General features: G+C 74.4%; 22 protein-coding genes. 13 read left to right on the top strand and 9 right to left on the bottom strand.

Going from position 1 to position 21,266, the window contains the following annotated elements; genetic code table 11:
• Positions 1-51 precede the first annotated feature (51 nt).
• The 6 genes from erpA to NT8_RS14305 form a co-directional block, all read right to left on the bottom strand.
• A complete protein-coding gene (gene erpA, locus NT8_RS14330; RefSeq protein ID WP_067969123.1) occupies positions 52-402 on the bottom strand; it encodes an iron-sulfur cluster insertion protein ErpA in 351 nt (116 codons plus the stop codon).
• A 158-nt stretch (positions 403-560) separates the two neighbouring features.
• Complete coding sequence (locus tag NT8_RS14325; RefSeq protein WP_067969120.1) at positions 561-1,685, bottom strand: glycerate kinase family protein; 1,125 nt, start codon at positions 1,683-1,685, stop codon at positions 561-563.
• A 107-nt stretch (positions 1,686-1,792) separates the two neighbouring features.
• Complete coding sequence (pspAB, locus tag NT8_RS14320; RefSeq protein ID WP_067969117.1) at positions 1,793-2,371, bottom strand: PspA-associated protein PspAB; 579 nt, start codon at positions 2,369-2,371, stop codon at positions 1,793-1,795.
• Between the two features lie 23 nt (positions 2,372-2,394).
• The gene (gene htpX / locus NT8_RS14315; RefSeq protein ID WP_067969114.1) at positions 2,395-3,315 is read right to left on the bottom strand and encodes a zinc metalloprotease HtpX; all 921 of its coding nucleotides are present in this window, start codon (positions 3,313-3,315) and stop codon (positions 2,395-2,397) included.
• 229 nt (positions 3,316-3,544) lie between these two features.
• Positions 3,545-3,829, bottom strand: a complete 285-nt coding sequence (gene pspAA / locus NT8_RS14310) for a PspA-associated protein PspAA (protein WP_067969110.1) — start codon at positions 3,827-3,829, stop codon at positions 3,545-3,547.
• Positions 3,826-4,626 (bottom strand): PspA/IM30 family protein, encoded by an 801-nt coding sequence (locus NT8_RS14305; protein ID WP_084468936.1) that lies wholly within the window; start codon positions 4,624-4,626, stop codon positions 3,826-3,828. Before NT8_RS14305 ends, pspAA begins: the two co-directional genes overlap by 4 nt.
• Positions 4,627-4,836: 210 nt before the next feature.
• Between NT8_RS14305 and NT8_RS14300 the strand changes: the two genes are divergently transcribed.
• Both NT8_RS14300 and NT8_RS14295 read left to right on the top strand, forming a co-directional pair.
• Positions 4,837-5,382 (top strand): DUF3043 domain-containing protein, encoded by a 546-nt coding sequence (locus NT8_RS14300; RefSeq protein WP_369406302.1) that lies wholly within the window; start codon positions 4,837-4,839, stop codon positions 5,380-5,382.
• Positions 5,383-5,475: 93 nt separating this feature from the next.
• Positions 5,476-6,480, top strand: a complete 1,005-nt coding sequence (locus NT8_RS14295) for an aldo/keto reductase family protein (RefSeq protein WP_067969100.1) — start codon at positions 5,476-5,478, stop codon at positions 6,478-6,480.
• A 64-nt stretch (positions 6,481-6,544) separates the two neighbouring features.
• On the opposite strand, the gene NT8_RS14290 is transcribed toward NT8_RS14295, so the two are convergent.
• The gene (locus tag NT8_RS14290) at positions 6,545-6,751 is read right to left on the bottom strand and encodes a hypothetical protein (RefSeq protein ID WP_067969098.1); all 207 of its coding nucleotides are present in this window, start codon (positions 6,749-6,751) and stop codon (positions 6,545-6,547) included.
• A 211-nt stretch (positions 6,752-6,962) separates the two neighbouring features.
• On the opposite strand from NT8_RS14290, the gene NT8_RS14285 reads away from it, so the two are divergent.
• The 9 genes from NT8_RS14285 (at position 6,963) to NT8_RS14245 (ending at position 17,579) form a co-directional block, all read left to right on the top strand.
• Positions 6,963-7,934 (top strand): bifunctional adenosylcobinamide kinase/adenosylcobinamide-phosphate guanylyltransferase, encoded by a 972-nt coding sequence (locus NT8_RS14285; protein WP_067969150.1) that lies wholly within the window; start codon positions 6,963-6,965, stop codon positions 7,932-7,934.
• Positions 7,935-8,028: 94 nt separating this feature from the next.
• Complete coding sequence (locus NT8_RS14280) at positions 8,029-8,811, top strand: adenosylcobinamide-GDP ribazoletransferase (protein WP_245646180.1); 783 nt, start codon at positions 8,029-8,031, stop codon at positions 8,809-8,811.
• Positions 8,812-9,277: 466 nt separating this feature from the next.
• Positions 9,278-10,783: a leucyl aminopeptidase gene (locus NT8_RS14275; RefSeq protein WP_067969093.1), complete on the top strand. Its 1,506-nt coding sequence runs from the start codon at positions 9,278-9,280 to the stop codon at positions 10,781-10,783.
• A gap of 89 nt (positions 10,784-10,872) precedes the next feature.
• A complete protein-coding gene (gene lpdA, locus NT8_RS14270; protein WP_067969090.1) occupies positions 10,873-12,249 on the top strand; it encodes a dihydrolipoyl dehydrogenase in 1,377 nt (458 codons plus the stop codon).
• A gap of 95 nt (positions 12,250-12,344) precedes the next feature.
• Positions 12,345-13,796 carry a 2-oxoglutarate dehydrogenase, E2 component, dihydrolipoamide succinyltransferase gene (gene sucB / locus NT8_RS14265; RefSeq protein ID WP_084468935.1) on the top strand — a complete coding sequence of 484 codons (1,452 nt, stop codon included), beginning with the start codon at positions 12,345-12,347 and terminating at the stop codon, positions 13,794-13,796.
• A gap of 327 nt (positions 13,797-14,123) precedes the next feature.
• Entirely contained in the window at positions 14,124-15,032 is a 909-nt protein-coding gene (locus tag NT8_RS14260) for a TIGR01777 family oxidoreductase (protein ID WP_174549572.1), read from the top strand.
• Positions 15,033-15,042: 10 nt separating this feature from the next.
• On the top strand, positions 15,043-15,762 hold the full coding sequence (gene lipB, locus NT8_RS14255) for a lipoyl(octanoyl) transferase LipB (RefSeq protein WP_067969084.1): 720 nt from the start codon (positions 15,043-15,045) through the stop codon (positions 15,760-15,762).
• A 53-nt stretch (positions 15,763-15,815) separates the two neighbouring features.
• Entirely contained in the window at positions 15,816-16,754 is a 939-nt protein-coding gene (gene lipA, locus NT8_RS14250) for a lipoyl synthase (protein ID WP_067969081.1), read from the top strand.
• Positions 16,755-16,850: 96 nt separating this feature from the next.
• Positions 16,851-17,579, top strand: coding sequence for a DUF4191 domain-containing protein (locus NT8_RS14245; protein WP_067969078.1), 729 nt, complete (start codon positions 16,851-16,853; stop codon positions 17,577-17,579).
• 71 nt (positions 17,580-17,650) lie between these two features.
• On the opposite strand, the gene NT8_RS14240 is transcribed toward NT8_RS14245, so the two are convergent.
• On the bottom strand, positions 17,651-18,097 hold the full coding sequence (locus NT8_RS14240) for an RDD family protein (RefSeq protein ID WP_067969075.1): 447 nt from the start codon (positions 18,095-18,097) through the stop codon (positions 17,651-17,653).
• Positions 18,098-18,426: 329 nt separating this feature from the next.
• Here NT8_RS14240 and glnA point away from each other — a divergent pair, with 329 nt between their 5' ends.
• Together glnA and NT8_RS14230 are read left to right on the top strand one after the other, a co-directional pair.
• Positions 18,427-19,851, top strand: coding sequence for a type I glutamate--ammonia ligase (gene glnA / locus NT8_RS14235; protein ID WP_067969072.1), 1,425 nt, complete (start codon positions 18,427-18,429; stop codon positions 19,849-19,851).
• 179 nt (positions 19,852-20,030) lie between these two features.
• Positions 20,031-20,630: a class I SAM-dependent methyltransferase gene (locus NT8_RS14230; protein ID WP_245646179.1), complete on the top strand. Its 600-nt coding sequence runs from the start codon at positions 20,031-20,033 to the stop codon at positions 20,628-20,630.
• 46 nt (positions 20,631-20,676) lie between these two features.
• Here NT8_RS14230 and NT8_RS14225 read toward each other — a convergent pair whose 3' ends face one another.
• On the bottom strand, positions 20,677-21,132 hold the full coding sequence (locus NT8_RS14225) for a hypothetical protein (RefSeq protein ID WP_084468934.1): 456 nt from the start codon (positions 21,130-21,132) through the stop codon (positions 20,677-20,679).
• Positions 21,133-21,266 lie beyond the last annotated feature (134 nt).

Below are 21,266 nucleotides of genomic sequence, written 5' to 3'. Positions count from 1 at the left end.
CCGTGCGGGCGGGCCCTGGTGCCGGGCGGCGGCCGGTGCGCCGCGCTCCTCCTAGTTGAAGGAGTCGCCACAGGCGCAGGAGCCGGTCGCGTTGGGGTTGTCGATGGTGAAGCCCTGCTTCTCGATCGTGTCGACGAAGTCGATGGTGGCACCCATGAGGTACGGGGCGCTCATGCGGTCGGTGACGACCTCGACCCCGTTGAAGTCGGCGACGACGTCGCCGTCGAGCTCGCGCTCGTCGAAGAACAACTGGTACCGCAGCCCCGAGCAGCCGCCGGGCTGCACGGCGACGCGAAGCCGGAGGTCGTCGCGGCCCTCCTGCTCCAGGAGACCCTTGACCTTGCCCGAGGCCCCATCGGTCAGGTGGATGCCCTGCGTCGTGGCCTCGCTCTGAACCGTCATCTGCCAACTCCTCCGATAACGCCGTGGTGGCCGCTCTCGCGACCTGGTTGTCCTCGAACGTGGTCAACGCCGAGTCCCGGCCGTGCATTCCGGGCGCCGACCGGGTCGCGCGATGGCCGTGCCCCTCCCAGGTTAGGCCGTCGCGGCGGATGCCGCCATCACGTGGAGGCGGGGGCGGAACCGGCGGACCAGCGGCGGGCCACGGCGGAGGCCAGGCGGCGGAGCTCCTCGGCGGAGCGGGTGAGCGCCGCCTCGCTCGAACCGGCCGACTCCACCAGCGAGTAGGTCTCGGTGATGCCGGCCGCGGCGGCCTCGGCCCGGCCCACCGCCACCACGCCGGCGGTGACCACGCACGGGACCCCGTGCGCGGCGGCGGTCCGCGCCACCCCGTGCGGCAGCTTGCCGCGCAGCGACTGGGAGTCGAACGACCCCTCGCCGGTGATGACGAGGTCGGCGCCGGCGGCCAGGCCGTCGAGGCCGACGGCGGCCAGCACGCGCGCCACCCCGGACTCCACGGCCCCGCCCAGCAGCAGCAGGGCGTAGCCCAGCCCGCCGGCCGCGCCCGCGCCGGGCACCCCGCGCAGGTCACCGCCGGGGTCGGTGGCGTCGGCGAACGCGGTGAGCGCGGCGTCGAGGCGCTGCACGAGGTCGGGGTCGGCGCCCTTCTGCGGGCCGAAGACGGCGCTGGCGCCGTGGACGCCCAGCAGCGGGTTGTCGACGTCGGTGGCCGCGACCAGCCGCAGGCCCGCGGTCGCCGCGCGGGCCGGGGCGAGGTCGACGGGGCCGTCCAGCCCGCCCAGCGGGCCGCCCCCGCCGCCCAGGGCGTCGCCGGGGGCGGCGCCCAGCGCGGCGAGCATGCCGGCGCCGCCGTCGTTGGTGGAGCTGCCGCCGAGCCCGACCACGACCGTGGCCGCTCCGGCGTCCGCGGCGGCGGCGATCAGCTCGCCGACGCCGCGGCTGGTGGTCCGGGCGGGGTCGCGGCGGTCGGCCGGGACGAGGTGCAGGCCGCACGCCTGGGCGCTCTCGACGTAGGCGGTGTCGCCGACGAGGAGGAACTCGGCGCCGACGGTCTCGCCGAGGGGGCCGGTGACGGTGGCGGGCACGGTGCGGCCGCCGAGGGCGGCGTGCAGCACCTCGACGAAGCCGGGGCCGCCGTCGGAGAGGGGGACGAGGTCGGTCTCGACGGTGGGGTCGACGCTGCGCCAGCCGTCCGCGACGGCGTGGGCGGCCTCGACCGCGCTGAGGGTCCCGGCGAACTTGTCCGGGGCGATGACGATACGCACACCCCCAGTGTGCAGGGAGCCGGACGCGGGGGCCAGACCGGAAGCCGGATTATCCCGCGAAGCGGTATCCGATTACCGGTGTGCGGAAGTCGATGTGCGGAATACGTTCACAGGCCCGGCGCCCCGTAGACGGGGAACCACCGTGCCTTGTCCTTCTCGATGGGCAGGTCGCCGCCGACCGCGGCCGCGATCTGGAGTTCGAGGGCGTTGTCGCGGCGGGCCCCGCCGAGCGGGGCGAAGGGGTAGAAGGTGCCGCGCTTGTACAGGTAGACGAGCGCCGCGCGGCGGTCGGCGCCGTCGGTGAAGGCCACCAGCGAGCACAGCAGCGACGGCCCGTACCCCGCCCCCTCCAGGGAGGAGTTGACGGCGTGCAGGTCGGTGACGAGCCCGGCGGTGCCGTCGGCGGCACCCTCGGCGGCGCGCACCACCAGCCAGGTGTAGCCGTACTCGTCGGCGACGGGCTCGACCGGGGGGCCGCCGTCGGCGTTGAGCAGGTCGGTGACGTCGCGTTCGAGGTCGGCGAAGGCCCGCCCCTCGACCGCCCGGAACGCCACCGAGCCGCTGCCGGTGGGCCGCAGGCCCGACGCGGCGCGCAGGGTGACGGCGGCGGTCGGCAGCCCGAACAGCGCGTCCAGGTCGGGTTCGACCGGCTTCGAGCGGCCCAGCAGTGCCCGGAGGAAACTCATCGGCGGTGGTCCTTCCTGTCCGGCTAGCCGCCGGTGCCGAGTCGGCGGGAGATGTCGGCGAGCTGCTCCAGGCGCCGCTCGACGGGCGGGTGGGTGGCGAAGAGCTGCCCCAGGCTGAACCCGGACCGCGAGAACGCGGGGGTGAAGAAGAAGGCGTTGAACGGCTCGGCCCGGCGCAGGTCGGCGGTTGGGATGCGCCCCATGTCGCCGGTGATCTTGGTGAGCGCGCTGCCCAGCGCGGAGGGCCGGCCGGTCAGGTAGGCGGCGGCGCGGTCGGCCGACAGCTCCCGGTACCGGGACAGCACACGGGTGAGCAGGAAGCTGAGCGCCCACACCACCGCGCTGACGGCGACCACGAGCAGCGCCACCAGCGCCGGGCTCGGCCCGTTGCGGTTGTCGCGGCCCCCGCCGGCGAACATCGCGAACCGGAGCCCCATCTGGGTGAGGAACCCCGCCACGACGCCGAGGAACCCGGCGATGGTCATGACCATGACGTCGCGGTGGGCGACGTGGGACAGCTCGTGGGCGAGCACCGCCTCCAGCTCGGCGGGCTCCAGGCGGCGCAGCAGGCCGGTGGTGGCGCACACCACGGTGTTGCGCCGGCTGTGCCCGGCGGCGAACGCGTTGGGCACGTCGGTGCGGGCGACGGCCACCCGCGGCTTGGGCATGTCGGCCATGGCGCACAGCCGGTCGATGACGGCGTGCAGGTCGGGGTGCTCCTCGGGGGTGACCTCGCGGGCGCCCATGGAGAACAGGGCGATCCGGTCGGAGGTGAAGTACTGGAGGAGGGCGAACCCCACCACGATGAGCAGCACCAGCCAGACGCTCATGCCCACGAGGACCAGGGCGATGACGAACGCCACGTACAGGACGCCCAGCAGCGCCATCGTCAGCACCATCCGGGTCGTCAGCCCGCGGTCGGGGATGAACCTGGAACCTGCCACAGCGGCGGCCTTTCGCCGGGAACACGCATGTCAGGGCGGGTGCCGACGGGCCCCGGCCCTCCTCGCAGTCTAGCCGCGGGGGCGGCGCGCGCCCGGTGGTGCGCGGTGTGAGTCGGCCGACCCCGGCCGGACCGCGCCCACCCGGGAAACGGCACGGCCGCCCGGCGGTGCCGGGCGGCCGTGCGTGCGCGATCCGGGGCCGATCGCCCCCGGGAGGGGGCGGGCGGGGTCAGGCGAGGTCGGGGATCAGCCCGTCGTCGCCGAGCATGGCGCGGACCTCGTCCATGGTGGCGTCGGCGGGCGGCAGGATGAACTGCGAGGTCTCCAGGGAGTCGGGCGGCAGCGGCTTGCCGTCCTCGCGCACCTTGGCCAGCAAATCGTGCAGGGCCTGGCGGAAGGTGTCCTCGCTGCCGGACTCGATGGCGTCCTCGAGGGTGCGGTCGAAGGTGTTGAGCAGACCCAGGTCGGCGTCGGAGAGGTCGAGCTGCCCCTCGCCCATGATGCGGACGATCACGAGCCCTCCCCCTGGCGGTGCGGCTGCACCTGGTTGCCGGCGCCACCCGCCTGGGCGCCGCCGCCCTCGATCTGCGGGGTGGCGGACCCGCCGCCGCCGGCGCCGATCTCGCGCTTCATGCGCTCCAGCTCCAGCTCGACGCCGCTGGTGCTGGCCATGCGGTCGAGCTCGGCCTGGATGTCGTCCTTGGCGGTGCCGGTGACGTCGTCGAGCGCGCCGGAGGCCAGCAGCTCGTCGACGGCGCCCGCCCGCGCCTGCATCTCGGCGGTCTTGTCCTCGGCGCGCTGCACGGCCATGCCGACGTCGCCCATCTCCTCGGAGATGCCGGAGAACGCCTCGCTGATCTGGGTCTGGGCCTGGGCGGCGGTGTAGGTGGCCTTGATGGTCTCCTTGCGCGTGCGGAACGCGTCGACCTTGGCCTGGAGCCGCTGGGCGGCCAGGGTGAGCTTCTGCTCCTCGCCCTGGAGCTGCTCGTGCTGCTGCTTGAGGGAGTCGATCTGGGACTGCAGGCCCGAGCGGCGGGTGAGCGCCTCGCGGGCGAGGTCCTCGCGGCCCTGCTGGAGCGCCGCGCGGCTCTGGGTCTCCAGCTTCCCGGACTGCTGTTCGAGCTGCTGGACCTGCAGCTCGACCCGCTTGCGCGAGGTGGCGACGTCGGCCACTCCGCGCCGGACCTTCTGCAGGAGTTCCAGCTGCCTCTGATACGAGTAGTCGAGGGTCTCGCGGGGGTCCTCGACGGAGTCCAGGGCCCGGTTGGCCTTGGACTTGAAGATCATTGAAAGTCGCTGAAACACGCTCATCGGCGTGGCCGTCCCCTTCTCGGTCCGTACATCGGCTGTTCCCGGCGGGCGCTGCATCCACCCTACGCGCTCTCGCGAGCGGTCGCCATGAAGCGCGGACCGGCTACCCTGGAGGTTGTGTTCCGACGTCGCTCCGCTTCCGCATCCGAGGAGCCGGCCCTGACCGGCTCCGCCAGTCCCGAGGCTACCGAGGGCGCTCGGGCCAAGGGCGTGACCCCCAAGAAGGGCGCCCCCACCCCCAAGCGCCGCGAGGCCGAACGGACGCTGCGCCGACCCCTCAACGCGCCGCAGACGCGCAAGGAGGCCTACCGGCAGTACCGCGAGCGCCAGGAGCGCGAGGGGCGCCGGGCCGCGCAGCGCGGCGGCGCCGCCCGGGGCGAGGAGCGCTACTTCCGGCCGCAGGACCTCGGCCCGGTCCGCGCCTACGCGCGCGACTTCGTCGACTCCCGGCGCAGCGTGAGCGAGTTCTTCCTGTACTTCTCGCTCGCCATCATCGTGCTGCTGTTCCTGCCGTTCCCGCAGTTCCAGCTGGGCGTCACCTACGTGGTGTGGCCGCTGATGATGGTCACGATCGTGGCCGAGGGCCTCTACGTCGGCAACCGCATCAAGAAGAACGCCCGCGTGCTGTTCCCCGGTGACGACACCATCCGGGGCGTCGGCATGTACGCGGCCATGCGCCAGCTCCAGATCCGCCGGCTGCGGCTGCCCAAGCCCCGGGTCAAGCCGGGCGACGCCATCGCCACCCCCGAGGGCTAGCCCCACCCGTCGTTCCCCGTTCCCCGCCCGCGGGCGGCGGTCCGCCCGAGGCGGGTCTGCCGCCCGCGGGCGGGCGGCGTTAGGGTGCGGATCATGGACTTCCGTCATCTTGGCAGCAGCGGCCTCCTCGTCAGCGAGATCTCCTACGGCAACTGGATCACCCACGGCTCCCAGGTCGAGGAGGACGCCGCGGTCGCGTGCGTCCGGGCCGCCCTGGACGAGGGCGTGACCACGTTCGACACCGCCGACGTGTACGCGCAGGGGCGGGCCGAGGAGGTGCTCGGCCGGGCGCTCAAGGGCGAGCGCCGCGACGGCCTGGAGATCTTCTCCAAGGTGTTCTGGCCGGTGGGCCCGGGACCCAACGACCGCGGGCTGTCGCGCAAGCACATCGTCCGCGGCGCCGAGGAGTCCCTGCGCCGGCTCGGCACCGACTACCTCGACCTCTACCAGGCGCACCGCTTCGACTACGCGACGCCGCTGGAGGAGACCATGCGGGCGTTCGACGACCTCGTGCGCCAGGGCAAGGTCCTCTACATCGGCGTCTCGGAGTGGCGGGCCGACGAGATCGAGCGGGCCCAGGCCATCGCCGACGACCTCGGCCTCACCCGCCTGGTCTCCAACCAGCCGCAGTACAACATGGTGTGGCGCGTCATCGAGTCCGAGGTCGTGCCCGCCTCCGAGCGGTCCGGCATGGGGCAGATCGTGTGGTCGCCCATCGCCCAGGGCGTGCTGACCGGCAAGTACCTGCCCGGCCAGGCCCCGCCCGAGGGGTCGCGCGCCACCGACGAGAAGAGCGGCGCGAAGATGATCCGCCGCTTCACCGAGGACGAGGACCTGCTGCGGCGCGTGCAGGACCTCAAGCCCATCGCGGAGGAGGCCGGGCTGAACCTGGCCCAGCTCGCCATCGCGTGGGTGCTGCAGAACCCGAACGTGTCGTCGGCCATCATCGGCGCCTCGCGGCCCGAGCAGGTCCGCGACAACGTCCGCGCCTCCGGGGTGAAGCTCGACACCGGGCTGCTGGAGCGCGTCGACGAGGTGCTGGGCGACAAGATCGTGCGCGACCCCGCGCTGACGGTCAGCCCCGAGCAGCGCCCGTAGCCGCCGCCCGCGGGACCGCGCCGCGCGCGGTCCCGCAGCGGGGGCGGAGCCGCAGCGGGGCCCGCTAGGCCGGCTCGCTCAGGCTCATCGTGTAGACGGGGCGGTCGTCCTCCAGGAGGGTGACCTGCGCGGCGCCCGCCGCGGCGATCCCCCGCCATTCCTCCCCCAGCCAGCTCTCCGCGTCGCCGCGCGAGGAGAACAGCTCCGCGGGCGCCGCGTCCTCGTCGAGTACCCGCCCGTCGGCCGCCTCGTACCGCCAGCTCCACGCCATGGCTCTCCTTCCCTCCGCGGTCCCCGCGTCGCCGGGACCGGACGGTCTGCGTGCGTGCCGAGCCTAGCGCCGGGGGCCGGCGGCATGCGGTTAACTTGCGGACGTGCGAATCCGACTCTCGGGGACGTCCGGTCCGGCCGGGTGGCCCGCGCCCCACTGCCGCTGCGCGTCGTGCCGGCGCGCGGTCGAGAACCGCCGCCTGCCCGTGCGCGTGACCGTCGACCAGACCTTCACCCTGCGCGAGCCCGGCGCCGGCACGGCCACCCCGCCCCCGGCGGGCTACCTCGTGCGCGCCACCCCGTACGGGACCCGGGTCGACGGCCCCGACGGCGGCCGGCTGCTGTACGCGCGCGCCGACGCCCCGGCCGACCCGCCGGGCGGGTCCGGCGCCGGCGGGGAGCGGGTGCCGCCGCAGCAGGTGGACGTCGCGATCGTCGACGTGGTGGAGTCGCCCGCGACCGTGGGGGCGCTGCGCCGCGCGGGCGTCGTCGGCCGCACCACCGCCGTGATCGCGGTCGGCGGCGACCACCGCGTGCACTCCCCCGCCGAGTTCGAGCGCCGGGCGCGCCTGCTGGGCGCGCTGGCGCCCTCCGACGGCCAGGACGTCGCCTGCCCGCCGGCCGCCTGGCCGCCCGAGCGGGTCGCCGGGCCGCACCGGGTACTGGTCACCGGCGGGGCCCGGTCCGGCAAGTCCACCGAGGCGGAGCGGCGGCTGCTCGGCGAACCCGAGGTCGTCTACCTGGCCACGGGGCCCGACCCCGAGGGCGACCGGGCGTGGGCCGAGCGCGTCGCCGCGCACCGGGGGCGCCGCCCGTGGTGGTGGAAGACCGAGGAGACCACCGACGCCGCCGCCGTGCTGCGCGGCGCCACCGGCGCGGTGCTGTTCGACTGCGTCGGCACGTGGCTGGCGGCGGCGATGGACGCGTGCGGGCTGTGGCGGGACCGGCCGCCCGCCGGCGCCGGCGCGGAGCTGGACGCGCGCGAGGACGAGCTGGTCGACGCGTGGCGGCGGTGCGGCGCGCACCTCGTCGCGGTGACCAACGAGGTCGGGTCGGGCGTGGTCCCGGCGACCGTCAGCGGGGGGCTGTTCCGCGACCGCCTGGGCCGCCTCAACCAGCGCCTGGCCGGGGAGTCCGAGCAGGTGCTGCTGGCCACCGCCGGCCGCGTCCTGGACCTGCCCTGAGCGCGGTGGCGCGGCGCGGCGCCCGAGGACCGGTGCCGCAGGGCGGTGCCCGGGGCGGCTCCCGGGGCGCGGGCGGGGCGGCGTGATCCGGGCGGTGCGGGACGCGGCCGCCGGCGCGCGGCTGGCCGTGGGGACGCTGAGCGTGGTGCCGGTGCGGGTCGCGCGCGTCGACCGGGACGCGGCGGCGTGGGCCATGGCGCTGGCGCCCGCGGTGGGGCTGGCGCTGGGCGGCGCGGCGGCGCTGGTGCTCGGCGCGGCGGCCGCCGCCGGCCTCGCGCCGCCGCTCGCGGCGGCGCTGGCGGTGGGGCTGCTGGCGGTGCTCACGCGCGGGCTGCACCTCGACGGGCTGGCCGACCTCGCCGACGGTCTCGGCAGCGGGCGCCCGGCCGAGGGCGCGCTGGCGGTGATGAAGCGGTCCGACATCGGGCCGTTCGGCGTGATCACCCTGGTCCTCGTGGTGCTCGCGCAGGTGCTGGCGCTGGGCCAGGTGGCCGCGGCGTCCCCGTGGGCGGGGGCGGCGGCCGTCGTGGTGGCGGCCGTCGCGGGGCGGCTGGCGATCACCGTGGCGTGCCGCCCGGCGGTCCCCTCGGCCCGTCCGGACGGGTTGGGGGCGCTCGTGGCCGGGACGGTGCCGGTGTGGGCGGCCGGAATCGCCGCCGTCGGGGCGCTGGGCGCGGCGGCCGCCCTGGGGGCGGCGGCCGGCGGCCCGGCGACCGCCCTCGCCTGCGCGGTGGGGGCGGCCGCCGGGGTGGTCGCGGCCGGGCTGCTGGTCCGCCGGGCGGTGCGCCGCCTCGGCGGCGTCACCGGGGACGTGCTGGGGGCCGCCGCCGAGACCGCCGCCGCGACGGCGCTCGTGGTGATCGCGGCCCTGTCCTGACGCGCCCCGGTGGGCACGGTCGGCGGGAGGTCGGCCGGTGGTGGGCCGGTGCGGTGGGCCGGGGGCGGCGCGCGTCGGACGTTCCGGCCAAGAACAGACGGGCCGTGGGACACGGCGGACACCCCATGTTGGGATCGTCACATTTCTTCACACGCGTCCCGCACGTCGCCCGTGCCACGGGCGCTGACGTGCCCGGACGGGGCGGGGAGCCGCGCCGCGCCGGGCCCGCGCGCCCCGGGCGGGGCGGGACGCGGGCGGCCGGACCGGCACGGGGACGGCGGCCGCGGCCCCCCGGCGGGGGCGGAAGTCCCCCCGTTCATCTCCGTTCGGGACGAACCAGACCGCTGCCCGGTGAAGAAGCGCCGTTCTTCACCCCCCGGCAATTTCCGCGCCCTCGTGCCCGCACCGGCGCGCGCGCCGGACGCCGCGTGCCCGGCGGCACGTCATAAGGACTAGCATCGGTTTCGTGAGCACGTCGTTGTCAGTCATTACGGAATCCCCCAGTTCGCTCGACGCCGACGCGGTAGTCGTCGGTTACCACTCCGGTGCCGACGGCCCGGAGCCCGCGTCGGGCGCTCACGACGTCGACGCCGCCTTCACCGGCGGCCTCGCCCGGACCCTGTCGCTGCTGGGAGCGAGCGGCGCCCTGGAGGAGGTGCACCACGTTCCCTCCCTCGGTGCCGTCACGGCGCCGCTGGTCATCGCGGTCGGCCTGGGCCCCGCGCCCGGCGGCGGTGACGCGCTCGCCACCGAGACCCTGGCCCGCGCCGCCGGCGCCGCGCTGCGCGCCCGCGGCGCGCAGGCCCGCGTCGCGCTCGCCCTGCCCGCCGCGACCGCCGACCACGCCGGCGCGGTGGCGCTGGGCGCGCTGCTCGGCGACTACGCCTTCACGCGCTACCGCACCGGGGCCGGCGCCGACCGCGCCCCGGCCGCCGAACTGCGGGTGGTCTCCGCCGCCGACGGCGCCGCGGCGGCCGTCGAGCGGGCCGAGATCATGGCCGCGTCGGTCAACCTGGCCCGCGACCTCGTCAACACCGCGCCCGCCGACCTGGTCCCCGAGGACCTCGCCGGCGTCGCCGCCGAGGTCGCCCGCGAGCACGGCCTCGACATCGAGGTGCTCGACGAGCAGGCGCTCGCCGACGGCGGCTACGGCGGCATCATCGGTGTCGGCCAGGGGTCGGCCAACCCGCCGCGCCTGGTCCGCCTCGCCTACAGCCACCCGGACGCCGCGTCCACGGTCGCCTTCGTCGGCAAGGGCATCACCTTCGACTCCGGCGGCCTGTCGCTGAAGCCCGCCGGGGGCATGGACGCCATGAAGTCCGACATGGGCGGCGCGGCCGGCGTCCTCGCCGCGATGCGCGCCATCGCGGGCCTGCGCCCCGTGGTCAACGTCGTCGGCTACCTCGCCATCGCCGAGAACATGCCGAGCGGCACCGCGCAGCGCCCCTCCGACGTGCTCACGGTCTACGGCGGCCGCACCGTCGAGGTCCTCAACACCGACGCCGAGGGCCGCCTGGTCATGGCCGACGCCCTGGTGCGCGCGCACGAGGACGACCCCGACCTCATCGTCGACATCGCCACCCTCACCGGCGCGCAGAAGATCGCCCTGGGCAACCGGGTGTTCGGCGTCATGGCGAACGGCGACCGGGTGCGCGAGGACGTCGTCGCGGCCGCGGCCGCGGCGGGCGAGTCCGCCTGGCCCATGCCGCTCCCCGAGGAGCTGCGCAAGGGCCTCGACTCCGCCGTCGCCGACATCGCCAACGTCGCCGGCGAGCGCTGGGGCGGCATGCTGACCGCCGGGGTGTTCCTGCGGGAGTTCATCGCCGACGGCGTCGCCTGGGCGCACCTCGACATCGCGGGGCCCGCGTACAACGAGGGCTCCCCCTACGGGTACACGCCCAAGGGCGGCACCGGGACCGGCGCCCGGACCCTCGTGGCCATCGCCGAGTCCTACGCGGCGGAACCGAACTGACCAGCGGCGCGCCCGCGTGCGACACGCGCGCGGGCGCGCAACGTCACCACCAGACGTCCAACCACACCCACAGCAAGGAGTGTCCTTCCGTGAGCGAGAGCGGCGGCACCTACGACCTCGTCGTCCTGGGCGGCGGCAGCGGCGGCTACGCGGCGGCGCTGCGCGCGGCCGAACTCGGCATGAGCGTCGCTTTGATCGAGAAAGACAAGCTGGGCGGCACCTGCCTGCACTACGGGTGCATCCCCACCAAGGCGCTGCTGCACTCGGCCGAGGTCGCCGACGCCGCGAAGGAGAGCGAGACCTTCGGCGTCAAGGCGTCCTTCGAGGGCATCGACATGGCGGCCGTCCACAAGTACAAGGACAAGGTCGTCTCCGGTCTGTACCGGGGCCTGACCGGGCTCCTGAAGTCGCGCAAGATCACGACCGTCGAGGGCGAGGGGCGCCTCACCGCCGCCGACGAGGTCACCGTCGACGGCGCCGTCTACAAGGGCCGCAACATCGTGCTGGCCACCGGCTCCAAGCCCAAGACCCTCGGCCTCGACATCGACGGCGAGAAGGTCATCACCTCCGACCAGGCGCTCAAGCTCGACCGGGTGCCGAAGTCCGTGGTGGTCCTCGGCGGCGGCGTCATCGGCGTGGAGTTCGCCAGCGTGTGGCGGTCCTACGGCGCCGAGGTCACGATCGTGGAGGCGCTGCCGCACCTCGTCCCGATCGAGGAGGAGTCCAGCTCCAAGCTGCTGGAGCGCGCCTTCCGCAAGCGGGGCATCAAGTACGAGCTGGGCACCCCGTTCGAGAGCGTCAAGACCACCGACTCCGGCGTCAACGTCACCCTCAAGGGCGGCAAGACCCTCGACGCGGAGGTGCTGCTGGTCGCCATCGGCCGCGGCCCGGTGTCGGAGGGCCTGGGCTACGAGGAGGCCGGCGTCCGCCTGGAGCGCGGCTTCGTCCAGGTCGACGAGAACCTGCACACCGGCGTCGGCAACGTCTACGCGGTGGGCGACCTCATCCCGACCCTCCAGCTCGCGCACGTGGGTTACGCCGAGGGCATCTTCGTGGCCGAGCACATCGCCGGGCTCAACCCGCCGGCGATCGACTACGACGGCGTGCCGCGGGTGACCTACTGCGAGCCCGAGGTCGCGTCGGTCGGCATCACCTCGGCCACCGCCAAGGAGCGCGGCTACGAGATCGTCGAGATGAACTACCCCCTCGGCGGCAACGGCAAGAGCCAGATCCTGCAGACGCAGGGCGCGGTCAAGGTCATCGCGCAGAAGGACGGCCCGGTGCTGGGCGTCCACATGGTCGGCAGCCGGGTCGGCGAGCTCGTGGCCGAGGGCCAGCTGATCTACAACTGGGAGGCGCTGCCCTCGGAGGTCGCGCAGCTCATCCACCCGCACCCCACCCAGTCCGAGGCGCTGGGCGAGGCCCACCTCGCCCTGGCGGGCAAGCCGCTGCACGTCCACGACTGACACGCGCCAACGGGGCGGGCCGCGAGCGGCCCGCCCCGTCCTCACTCGCGTTCTCGCACGTTCATCTAAGAGGAATCATGCCGACTTCCGTTGTAATGCCCGCACTGGGCGAAAGCGTCACCGAGGGCACCGTCACCCAGTGGCTGAAGAACGAGGGCGACACCGTCGAGGTCGACGAGCCGCTCCTCGAAGTGTCGACCGACAAGGTCGACACCGAGATCCCGTCTCCGGTGGCCGGTGTCCTCACCCGCATCGTCGTCGCCGAGGACGAGACGGTCGAGGTCGGCGCCGAGATCGCGGTGATCGGCTCCTCCGACGAGGCCCCCGCCGAGGACGGCGCCTCCGGTGCGGCCGAGGCCGAGCCCGAGCCCGAGCCCGAACCGGAGCCGGAGCCCGCCCCGGAGCCCGAGCCGGAGAAGGAGAAGGAGCAGCAGTCGGAGAAGCCGGCGCCCTCCCCCGCCGAGGCGTCCTCCGCCGACTCCGCCGCCGAGCCCGAGGCCGAGCAGGCCCCCGCGCAGCAGGCCGAGCCCGCCCGGGGCGGCCGCGACGACGCGCCCCCCGTCGACGTCGAGACCCTGAGCGGCACCGGCCGCTCGTCGGGCACCGACGCCGTCACCGAGGCCTACGTCACCCCCCTGGTGCGCAAGCTCGCCGCCGAGGAGGGTGTCGACCTCGCCACCGTGCGCGGCACCGGCGTCGGCGGCCGCATCCGCAAGCAGGACGTGCAGGAGGCCGCCCGCAAGCGGCGCGAGGCCCCCGCGGCCCCCGCCGCCCAGGCCGCCCCCGCCCGTCCGAAGCGGACCGTCACCACCGACACCACGCTGCGCGGCACCACCGAGAAGATGACCCGGCTGCGCCGGTCCATCGCCGACCAGATGGCGGAGTCGCAGCGCATCTCGGCCGACCTCACCCAGGTCGTCGAGGTCGACGTCACCGACATCGCCCGGCTGCGCGACCGCGCCGCCGCCCAGTTCGCCGCCCGCGAGGGTGTGGAGCTCGACTTCTTCCCGTTCTTCGCCCTCGCCGCGATCGAGGCGCTGAAGGGCCACCCCAAGCTGAACGCCGTCATCGACAGCTCCAGCTACGAGGTGACCTACCACAGCATCGAGAACGTCGGCGTCGAGGTCGACACCGAGCGCGGGCTGCTCGTGCCGGTCGTCAAGGACGCCGGCGACCTCAACCTGGGCGGGCTGGCGCGCAAGTTCGCCGACCTGGCCGAGCGGGCGCACACGGGCGACCTCAACCCCGACGAGCTCAGCGGCGGCACGTTCACGCTGACCGACGCGGGCAGCATCGACGCCCTGTTCGAGACCCCGATCATCCACCAGCCGCAGGTGGCGATCCTCAGCACGGGCGCCGTGAAGAAGCGTCCCGTGGTGGTGGACGACCCCGAGCTGGGCGAGGTCATCGCGGTGCGGTCGATGGTCTACCTGGCGCTGACCCACGACCACCGGCTGATCGACAGCGCCGACGCCGCGCGGTTCCTGCACAGCGTGCGGGAGCGCCTGGAGGAGGGCGCGTTCGAGGCGGAGCTGGGCCTGGCCTAGCCGCCGGCGCCACCGGCGCGGAACGGCAGCGGGGCGGTACCCGATCGGGTACCGCCCCGCCTCTTACCCCACCATTCACCATCCCCCTGGTGATCCCCATCACCAAAGGTCTGCGGGCGGGGCGGCGCACGCGCCGCCCCCGGGAAGCCCACCGGTCACGGTGGGTCTCCCATCCCCTACCTACGGTACTCGCGGGCGGCGCCCGGCGCAGGCGTTCGGCGGAATCCGCGGCGTTTCCCTCCGGCCGGCCGCACACCCCCCGGCCCGGACCGGGGCCGGGCGGCCGGGACGCGCGTCGGCGGGCCCGCCCCGGGGTAGGCGGCGGGTATGCGCATCGCCATCACCGGGGCGTCGGGGCTGATCGGCACCGCCCTGTCCCGCTCGCTGACCGCCGACGGCCACGACGTCCTGCGGTTCGTCCGCCGCCCGGCGCGCGACGCCGCCGAGATCCCCTGGGACCCCGCCGGGGGCACCGTCGACACCCGGCGCCTCGCCGGCGCCGACGCCGTGGTCCACCTCGCCGGGGAACCGCTCGGGCCGGCGCGCTGGACCACCGCCCGGCGGCGGCGCATCCTGGAGAGCCGCCGGCGGGGCACCGGCGCCCTCGCCACCGCGCTCGCGGGCATGGACGCGCCCCCGCCCCGGCTGCTGTCGGGGTCGGCGGTGGGCTACTACGGCGACACCGGCGACCGCACCGCCGACGAGGGCTCGCCCCGGGGCGGCGGGTTCCTGGCCGGGGTCGCGGAAGCCTGGGAGGGCGCCACCCGCCCGGCCGAGGACGCCGGGATCTCGGTCGCGCACCTGCGCACCGGCGTCGTGCTCGCCCGCGAGGGCGGGCTGCTGGGGACCGTCCTGCCGCTGTTCCGGCTGGGCCTGGGCGGCCGCCTGGGGTCCGGCCGGCAGTACGTGAGCTGGGTGGCGCTGGCCGACGTGGTCGGGGCGGTGCGGTTCCTGCTGGAGCGGCCCGACCTCACCGGGCCGGTCAACGTGTGCGCGCCGGAGCCCGTGACCAACGCCGCGTACACCGCCGCCGTGGCCCGCGCGGTGCACCGCCCCGCCGTGCTGGCGGTGCCCGCCTTCGCCATGCGCGCGGCGCTCGGCGGGTTCGCCGACGAGGCCGCGCTCGTGAGCCAGCGGGTGCGCCCCGAACGCCTGCTGGCCGCCGGATATTCCTTCCGCCACCCCGACCTCGCCGGTGTGCTGTCCGACATCGCCTGCGGCCCCGGGACGGCATAAGGTGGGATGTATGAGTGAGCTCGTCTACGCGTGGCTCGGCAGCGCTCCCGTCCCCTACCACGAGGGCTGGGAGCTGCAGAAGCGGCTCCACGAGGACCGCGTCGCCGACCGGGCGCCCGACACCGTCCTGCTGCTCCAGCACGAGCCCGTCTACACGGCGGGCAAGCGCACCGGGCCGTGGGACCGCCCGCAGGCCGACCCCGGCGCCCCCGTCGTCGACATCGACCGCGGCGGCAAGATCACCTGGCACGGCCCGGGCCAGCTCACCGCCTACCCCATCGTCCGCCTGAACGACCCGATCGACGTCGTCGCCTACGTCCGCGCGCTGGAGGAGGCGATCATCCGCGTCCTGGCCGAGTTCGGGCTGGCCGGCATCCGGGTCGAGGGCCGCACGGGGGTGTGGCTCGCCGCCGACCCCGACCGCGGGCTGATCGAGCGCAAGGTGGCGGCCATCGGGTGCCGGATCGCCCGCCGGGTGGGCATGCACGGGTTCGCCGTCAACTGCGATAATGACCTGTCCTGGTTCGACCGGATCGTGCCGTGCGGCATCACCGATGCCGGGGTCACCTCGATCTCCCGCGAACTGGGCCGCGACGTCCCGGTGGACGAGGTCCTGCCGTTCGTCGAGCGGCACCTGGCCGACGTGCTCGGCGCCCCGTCGTACGTCCACCGCGAGGGCGCGCCCGGGTCGGCCGAGCCCGCCGAGCCCGCCGGGCTCGCCACCGCCTGAGCACCGCGCCACCACGACCTCCCCACGAGGGACCAGGAAAGGAAGGGCCCGCGTTGACCATCGCTCCCGAGGGCCGCAAGCTGCTGCGGATCGAGGCCCGCAACAGCGAGACCCCCATCGAGAAGAAGCCGCCGTGGATCAAGATCAAGGCGAAGATGGGCCCGGAGTACACCGAGCTGCACTCGCTGGTCAAGCGCGAGGGGCTGCACACGGTCTGCCAGGAGGCCGGGTGCCCGAACATCTACGAGTGCTGGGAGGACCGCGAGGCCACGTTCCTCATCGGCGGCTCCCAGTGCACCCGGCGCTGCGACTTCTGCCAGATCGCCACCGGCAAGCCGAGCCTGCTCGACCGGCGCGAGCCGCTGAAGGTCGCCGAGTCCGTCGCCGCCATGGACCTGCGCTACGCCACGGTCACCGGTGTGGCCCGCGACGACCTCGAGGACGGCGGGGCCTGGCTCTACGCCGAGACCGTGCGCAAGATCCACGAGCTCAACCCCGGCACCGGCGTCGAGCTGCTGATCCCCGACTTCAACGCCGAGCCCGACCAGCTCGCCGAGGTGTTCGGGTCGCGGCCCGAGGTGCTGGCGCACAACATCGAGACCGTGCCGCGCATCTTCAAGCGCATCCGGCCGGGCTTCCGCTACCAGCGGTCGCTCGACGTGATCACGGCCGCCCGCGAGGACGGACTGGTCACCAAGTCCAACCTCATCCTGGGCATGGGCGAGGAGCGCGAGGAGATCAGCCAGGCCATGCGCGACCTGCACGCCGCGGGCTGCGACCTGCTGACCATCACCCAGTACCTGCGGCCGTCCAAGCTGCACCACCCCATCGACCGGTGGGTCAAGCCGCAGGAGTTCGCCGAGCTCGCCGCCGAGGCCGAGGAGATCGGCTTCGCGGGGGTCATGTCGGGGCCGCTGGTGCGGTCGTCCTACCGGGCCGGCCGGCTCTACCAGCAGGCCCTCGACCGCCGCGAGCAGGCCGTTCGCGCCTGACCCGCAGCGCCACAACCGGACAAAGTCATCAAACTGAAACGGCGGCCGACGGCCGCCGTTTCACGTCCGGGGCCGGCCGCCCCATATCCTGGGTCCATGGCGAAGAAGCCCAAGGAACCCCAGACCCCGCAGGCCGGCGCCGCCCGGGGCGCGGGCGGCGCCGAGAAGCCGCCCGGCAGGCTGAAGCAGATCGGCATGGTCGCCAAGGTCGTGCACAAGCAGAGCCCGCGCAGCATCCCGATCGCCGTCCTCATCTTCGTGGCGGTGGTGGCGCTGTCCGTCGGGGGCGGCTTCCTGTTCGGCGGCTGGCTGTACTGGCTGACCCTGGGCATCCCCGTGGCCTTCCTCGCCGGGTTCGTCTTCTTCACCCGGTCCGCGCAGAAGATCCAGTACAAGATGCTCGACGGCCAGCTCGGCGCGGGCATGGCGGTGCTGGAGAACATGCGCGGCGACTGGTCCGTCGAGCCCGGCGTGGCCGCCAACCGGCAGATGGACATCGTGCACCGGGCGGTCGGCCGCCCCGGCGTGGTCCTGGTCGGCGAGGGCGACCCCGGCCGGCTGCGCGGGCTGATCGCCGGCGAGAAGAAGCGGGTCGCGCGGGTGGCCTACAACACGCCCATCTACGACGTGCGGGTGGGCAACGGCGAGTCCCAGGTCGCCATCGGCGACCTCCAGCGCCACCTCGTGAAGCTGCCGCGCAACCTCAACAAGGCCGAGGTCGCCGAGCTGCGGTACCGGCTCAAGGCGCTGCCCGCGGCCATGCAGATGCCCAAGGGGCCCCTGCCGCGCGGCGTGAAGATGCCCAAGAGCCCGAAGGCCCGCTGACCCGGAGCAGTGACCGGGAGCAGTGACCGCGACCGCCGGCCGCCGCGTGCGGCCGGCGCGCCCGTCCGGTGTCAGAAGCGGCGGCTGATCGTCCCCGCGGCGCGGTCGTGCAGGCCCCGCTGGTCGCGGTCGTAGACCACGGCGGGGACCACCAGGCACAGCAGGACGGTGCGGATGAGCATGGCCACCGCCCACGGCACGGGGCGCTCGCCGGTCGACGCGAGGCCGATGCCCACCAGGCGCTTGCCGACGGTGGTGCCGATCAGCGACAGCAGGACGACGTTGTAGGCGGCGAAGACGCCGAGGGTGGGTTCGGCCACCGCGCCGGCCGCCGCGGGGTCGGCGGGGTCGGCGCCCGTCACCAGGAAGGTGGCGGCCAGGCAGAGCAGCCAGTCGAGCAGCACCGCGACGAGGCGGCGGCCCACGCCGGGCACCGAGCCCGGCCCCTCCTCGGGCATCCCCCACCGGTTGCCCCGGTACGCGAACTCGGCGTCGTCGACCCGTCCCGTGTCTCCCATGGTGACCACGGTAGCGGGCGCCGTGCGGGGCGCCGGACCGGCCCGCGCCGGTCCCGCCCTCCCCGGGGCATGCCCGCCCGGCCGGCCTCCTCCCCCGGGTTCCGGGCCCGCCCGATGCGCGGCCGTTCCGGCCGTTTCTCCGGTCATGGGCGCCGGGCAGGGAGAACGCCGGTCTCCGTAACATGCGGGAAACATTGGAGACATGGGGTTGAAATCGCCTGCTCCTAGCGTCGATGCGTAGCCGGGAGGCGGCGGGGTAGCCAGGTGCGCATCAGTGACGATGCGGGCCGCGGGCCGCGCGGCCTCGTCCACCTGCACGGAGGTACGTCTTGTTCAGCAGCGCCGAAGAGCTTCTCGCCTTCACCCGAAACGAGGACGTGAAGTTCCTCGACGTCCGCTTCACCGACCTCTTCGGGGCCACGCACCACTTCACCCTCCCCATCGAGAACGTCGACGCGGGCACCTTCGACGAGGGCCTGATGTTCGACGGCTCGTCGATCCGCGGCTTCCAGGCCATCCACGAGTCCGACATGCTGCTGCTGCCGGACGTCACCACGGCCGTGCTGGACCGGTTCCGCGAACACAAGACGCTGAACCTCACGTTCTTCGTGCACGACCCGTTCACTCGCGAGTCCTACAGCCGCGACCCCCGCAACGTCGCCCGCAAGGCCGAGGGCTTCCTGAAGAGCACCGGCATCGCCGACACCGCGTTCTTCGGCCCCGAGGCCGAGTTCTACATCTTCGACGACGTCCGGTTCCAGACACAGGAGAACGCGAGCTTCTACTACATCGACTCGCAGGAGGGCGCCTGGAACACCGGCACCCAGAACGGCGAGTCCAACCTCGGCTACCGCCCCCGCTACAAGGGCGGCTACTTCCCGGTCGAGCCCGTCGACCACTACAGCGACCTCCGCTCGACCATGGTGCGCAACCTGATCGAGGCGGGTGTGGACGTCGAGATCCAGCACCACGAGGTCGGCACCGCCGGGCAGGCGGAGATCGACTTCCGGTTCGGCACGCTGCTGAAGAGCGCCGACACCGTGCAGCTCTACAAGTACATCGTGAAGAACACGGCCTACGCCGCGGGCAAGTCGGTCACCTTCATGCCCAAGCCGGTCTTCGGCGACAACGGGTCGGGCATGCACGTCCACCAGAGCCTCTGGAAGGACGGCGACCCGCTGTTCTTCGACGAGTCCGGCTACGCCCAGCTGTCGGACATGGCGCGCTACTACATCGGCGGCCTGCTCAAGCACGCCCCGGCGCTGCTCGCCCTGACCAACCCGACGGTGAACTCCTACCACCGCCTGGTGCCGGGCTACGAGGCCCCGATCAACCTGGTGTACTCGCAGCGCAACCGCTCGGCGTGCATCCGCATCCCGCTCACCGGCTCCAACCCCAAGGCCAAGCGCCTGGAGTTCCGCGTGCCGGACCCGTCCGCCAACCCGTACCTGGCGTTCTCCGCCATGCTGATGGCGGGCATCGACGGCATCAAGAACAAGATCGAGCCGCCGGAGCCGGTCGACAAGGACCTCTACGAGCTGCCCCCGGCCGAGGCCGACGCCATCCAGAAGGTCCCCGCGTCCCTGGACGCCGCGCTGGAGACCCTGGAGGCCGACCACGAGTTCCTGCTGGAGGGCGGGGTCTTCACCCCGGACCTCATCGAGACCTACGTCGACTACAAGCGCACCGAGGAGATCGACTCCCTCCGCCTGCGCCCCCACCCGCGCGAGTTCGAGCTGTACTACGACATCTGAGGACCGCCACGGGCCAGGGCGCACCCGCCCCGCCCCCAGCCGTCCACGGGCCGCCGGCCGCGTCCTCCCCACGTACGGGGGACGCGGCCGGCGGCCTTTCGGCGTGCGGCGATGCCGACGCCGCGGGCGTTTCCGGGGGGCGCCGGGCACCTCCCGGAACCCGGGCCTAGCTTGGCCCCATGACGAACTACGCGCGGATGTACCGCCTCGGATTCACCCCATGGGAGCGCTACGGCGCGGCGGGCGGCGCCCAACTCGGCGCCCTGCTCGACCGCGAGGCGCGGGAGCGCCCGGCCGGCCCCGGACGGGCCATCGACCTCGGGTGCGGGCGCGGGCAGTTCACCCCCGAACTGGCGCGGCGCGGCTGGCGGGCGGTGGGCCTCGACCTCGTGCCCGAGGCGGTCGAGGCCGCCCGCCGCAAGGGGCCGGCGGAGATCGACTACGTCGTGGGCGACGTCACCGATTTGGAGTCGGCCGGCCTGGGCACGTTCGACCTCTTCCTCGACATCGGCTGCTTCCAGGGCCTGGACGCCGATCAGCAGGCGGCGCAGGCCCGGGGGGTGACGGCGCTCGCCGCGCCGGGGGCCACGGTGCTGATGCTCGCGTTCGGCCCGACGCGGCTCCGCCGCTTCATCGAGGGCGTGTCCCGGGAGGAGATCGAGGCCGCCTTCACGGGCTGGGACCTCGTCTCGGCGGACCCCGCCGACCCGTCCGGCCTCGGCTGGCCCATGAACCGCACCTCCCCCCAGTGGTACCGCCTCCGCCGCCCAGCGGACTGACGCCCCCGCCCGGCCTGGGGGCAGGCGGGTGGGGGTGTGCCGGTGGTCAGGCGGAGACGGTGTAGCCGGCCGAGCAGCGTTCGAAGGTGCCGCGGACCACGCGGGCGCGCATGGTGGAGGCGTTGCCCTCGGGGAGGTTCCCGGTGGCGGTCTCGCTGTACGGGGAGTCGTGCCCGCGCGTGGACGCCACGCGGCCGGTGCTCAGGCGGCCCTCGATGCCGTAGCCGTCCGGCAGCAGGTCGCGTGCCGTCAGTGCGTCGCCGGGGCGCCCGTTGCTCGGGTCCTGCCGCCACTCCACCGTCCCTGCGGCGTCGCCCCACGTGGTGGTGGAGTTCGCGAAGACCGCGCCTCCGCTGCCGGCGATCTCGGTGAACGTGAAGCCGAATCCGTCCGCCGCGAGGGCCGCCGTCTCCGCATCGGCTGCGGCGGCCGCCCCGCCGATGGCCACCGTCGCCGCCACCGCCGCTCCTACCGCCGTGAACCGGCGCAATGCGTTCCGCATGTCCGCTCCTCCGCTGTCGTCCAGTACCCGCCATCCTCCGTGCGGAGCGCGCGGCGCCCAGGCGTGGCCGAGCGGTTTCGGTGGTGGCCGAAGCGGGGGCGGCACGGGGTCCGGCGGCCGCCCCGTCGGGGCGA

This window comes from Nocardiopsis trehalosi NBRC 14201 (assembly GCF_001552555.1).
GTDB classification, from domain to species: Bacteria; Actinomycetota; Actinomycetes; order Streptosporangiales; family Streptosporangiaceae; genus Nocardiopsis_B; species Nocardiopsis_B trehalosi.
This window is presented reverse-complemented; position numbering and strand designations above follow the sequence as displayed.

Bases quoted from the DNA above. Each gene is read 5' to 3' on its own strand.
- pspAB (WP_067969117.1), bottom strand. From the start codon at position 2,371: ATGAGTTTCCTCCGGGCACTGCTGGGCCGCTCGAAGCCGGTCGAACCC.
- NT8_RS14260 (WP_174549572.1), top strand. From the start codon at position 14,124: ATGCGCATCGCCATCACCGGGGCGTCGGGGCTGATCGGCACCGCCCTG.
- NT8_RS14305 (WP_084468936.1), bottom strand. From the start codon at position 4,626: ATGAGCGTGTTTCAGCGACTTTCAATGATCTTCAAGTCCAAGGCCAAC.
- NT8_RS14245 (WP_067969078.1), top strand. From the start codon at position 16,851: ATGGCGAAGAAGCCCAAGGAACCCCAGACCCCGCAGGCCGGCGCCGCC.
- lipB (WP_067969084.1), top strand. From the start codon at position 15,043: ATGAGTGAGCTCGTCTACGCGTGGCTCGGCAGCGCTCCCGTCCCCTAC.
- NT8_RS14295 (WP_067969100.1), top strand. From the start codon at position 5,476: ATGGACTTCCGTCATCTTGGCAGCAGCGGCCTCCTCGTCAGCGAGATC.
- NT8_RS14240 (WP_067969075.1), bottom strand. From the start codon at position 18,097: ATGGGAGACACGGGACGGGTCGACGACGCCGAGTTCGCGTACCGGGGC.
- NT8_RS14290 (WP_067969098.1), bottom strand. From the start codon at position 6,751: ATGGCGTGGAGCTGGCGGTACGAGGCGGCCGACGGGCGGGTACTCGAC.
- erpA (WP_067969123.1), bottom strand. From the start codon at position 402: ATGACGGTTCAGAGCGAGGCCACGACGCAGGGCATCCACCTGACCGAT.
- sucB (WP_084468935.1), top strand. From the start codon at position 12,345: ATGCCCGCACTGGGCGAAAGCGTCACCGAGGGCACCGTCACCCAGTGG.
- NT8_RS14230 (WP_245646179.1), top strand. From the start codon at position 20,031: ATGACGAACTACGCGCGGATGTACCGCCTCGGATTCACCCCATGGGAG.
- NT8_RS14225 (WP_084468934.1), bottom strand. From the start codon at position 21,132: ATGCGGAACGCATTGCGCCGGTTCACGGCGGTAGGAGCGGCGGTGGCG.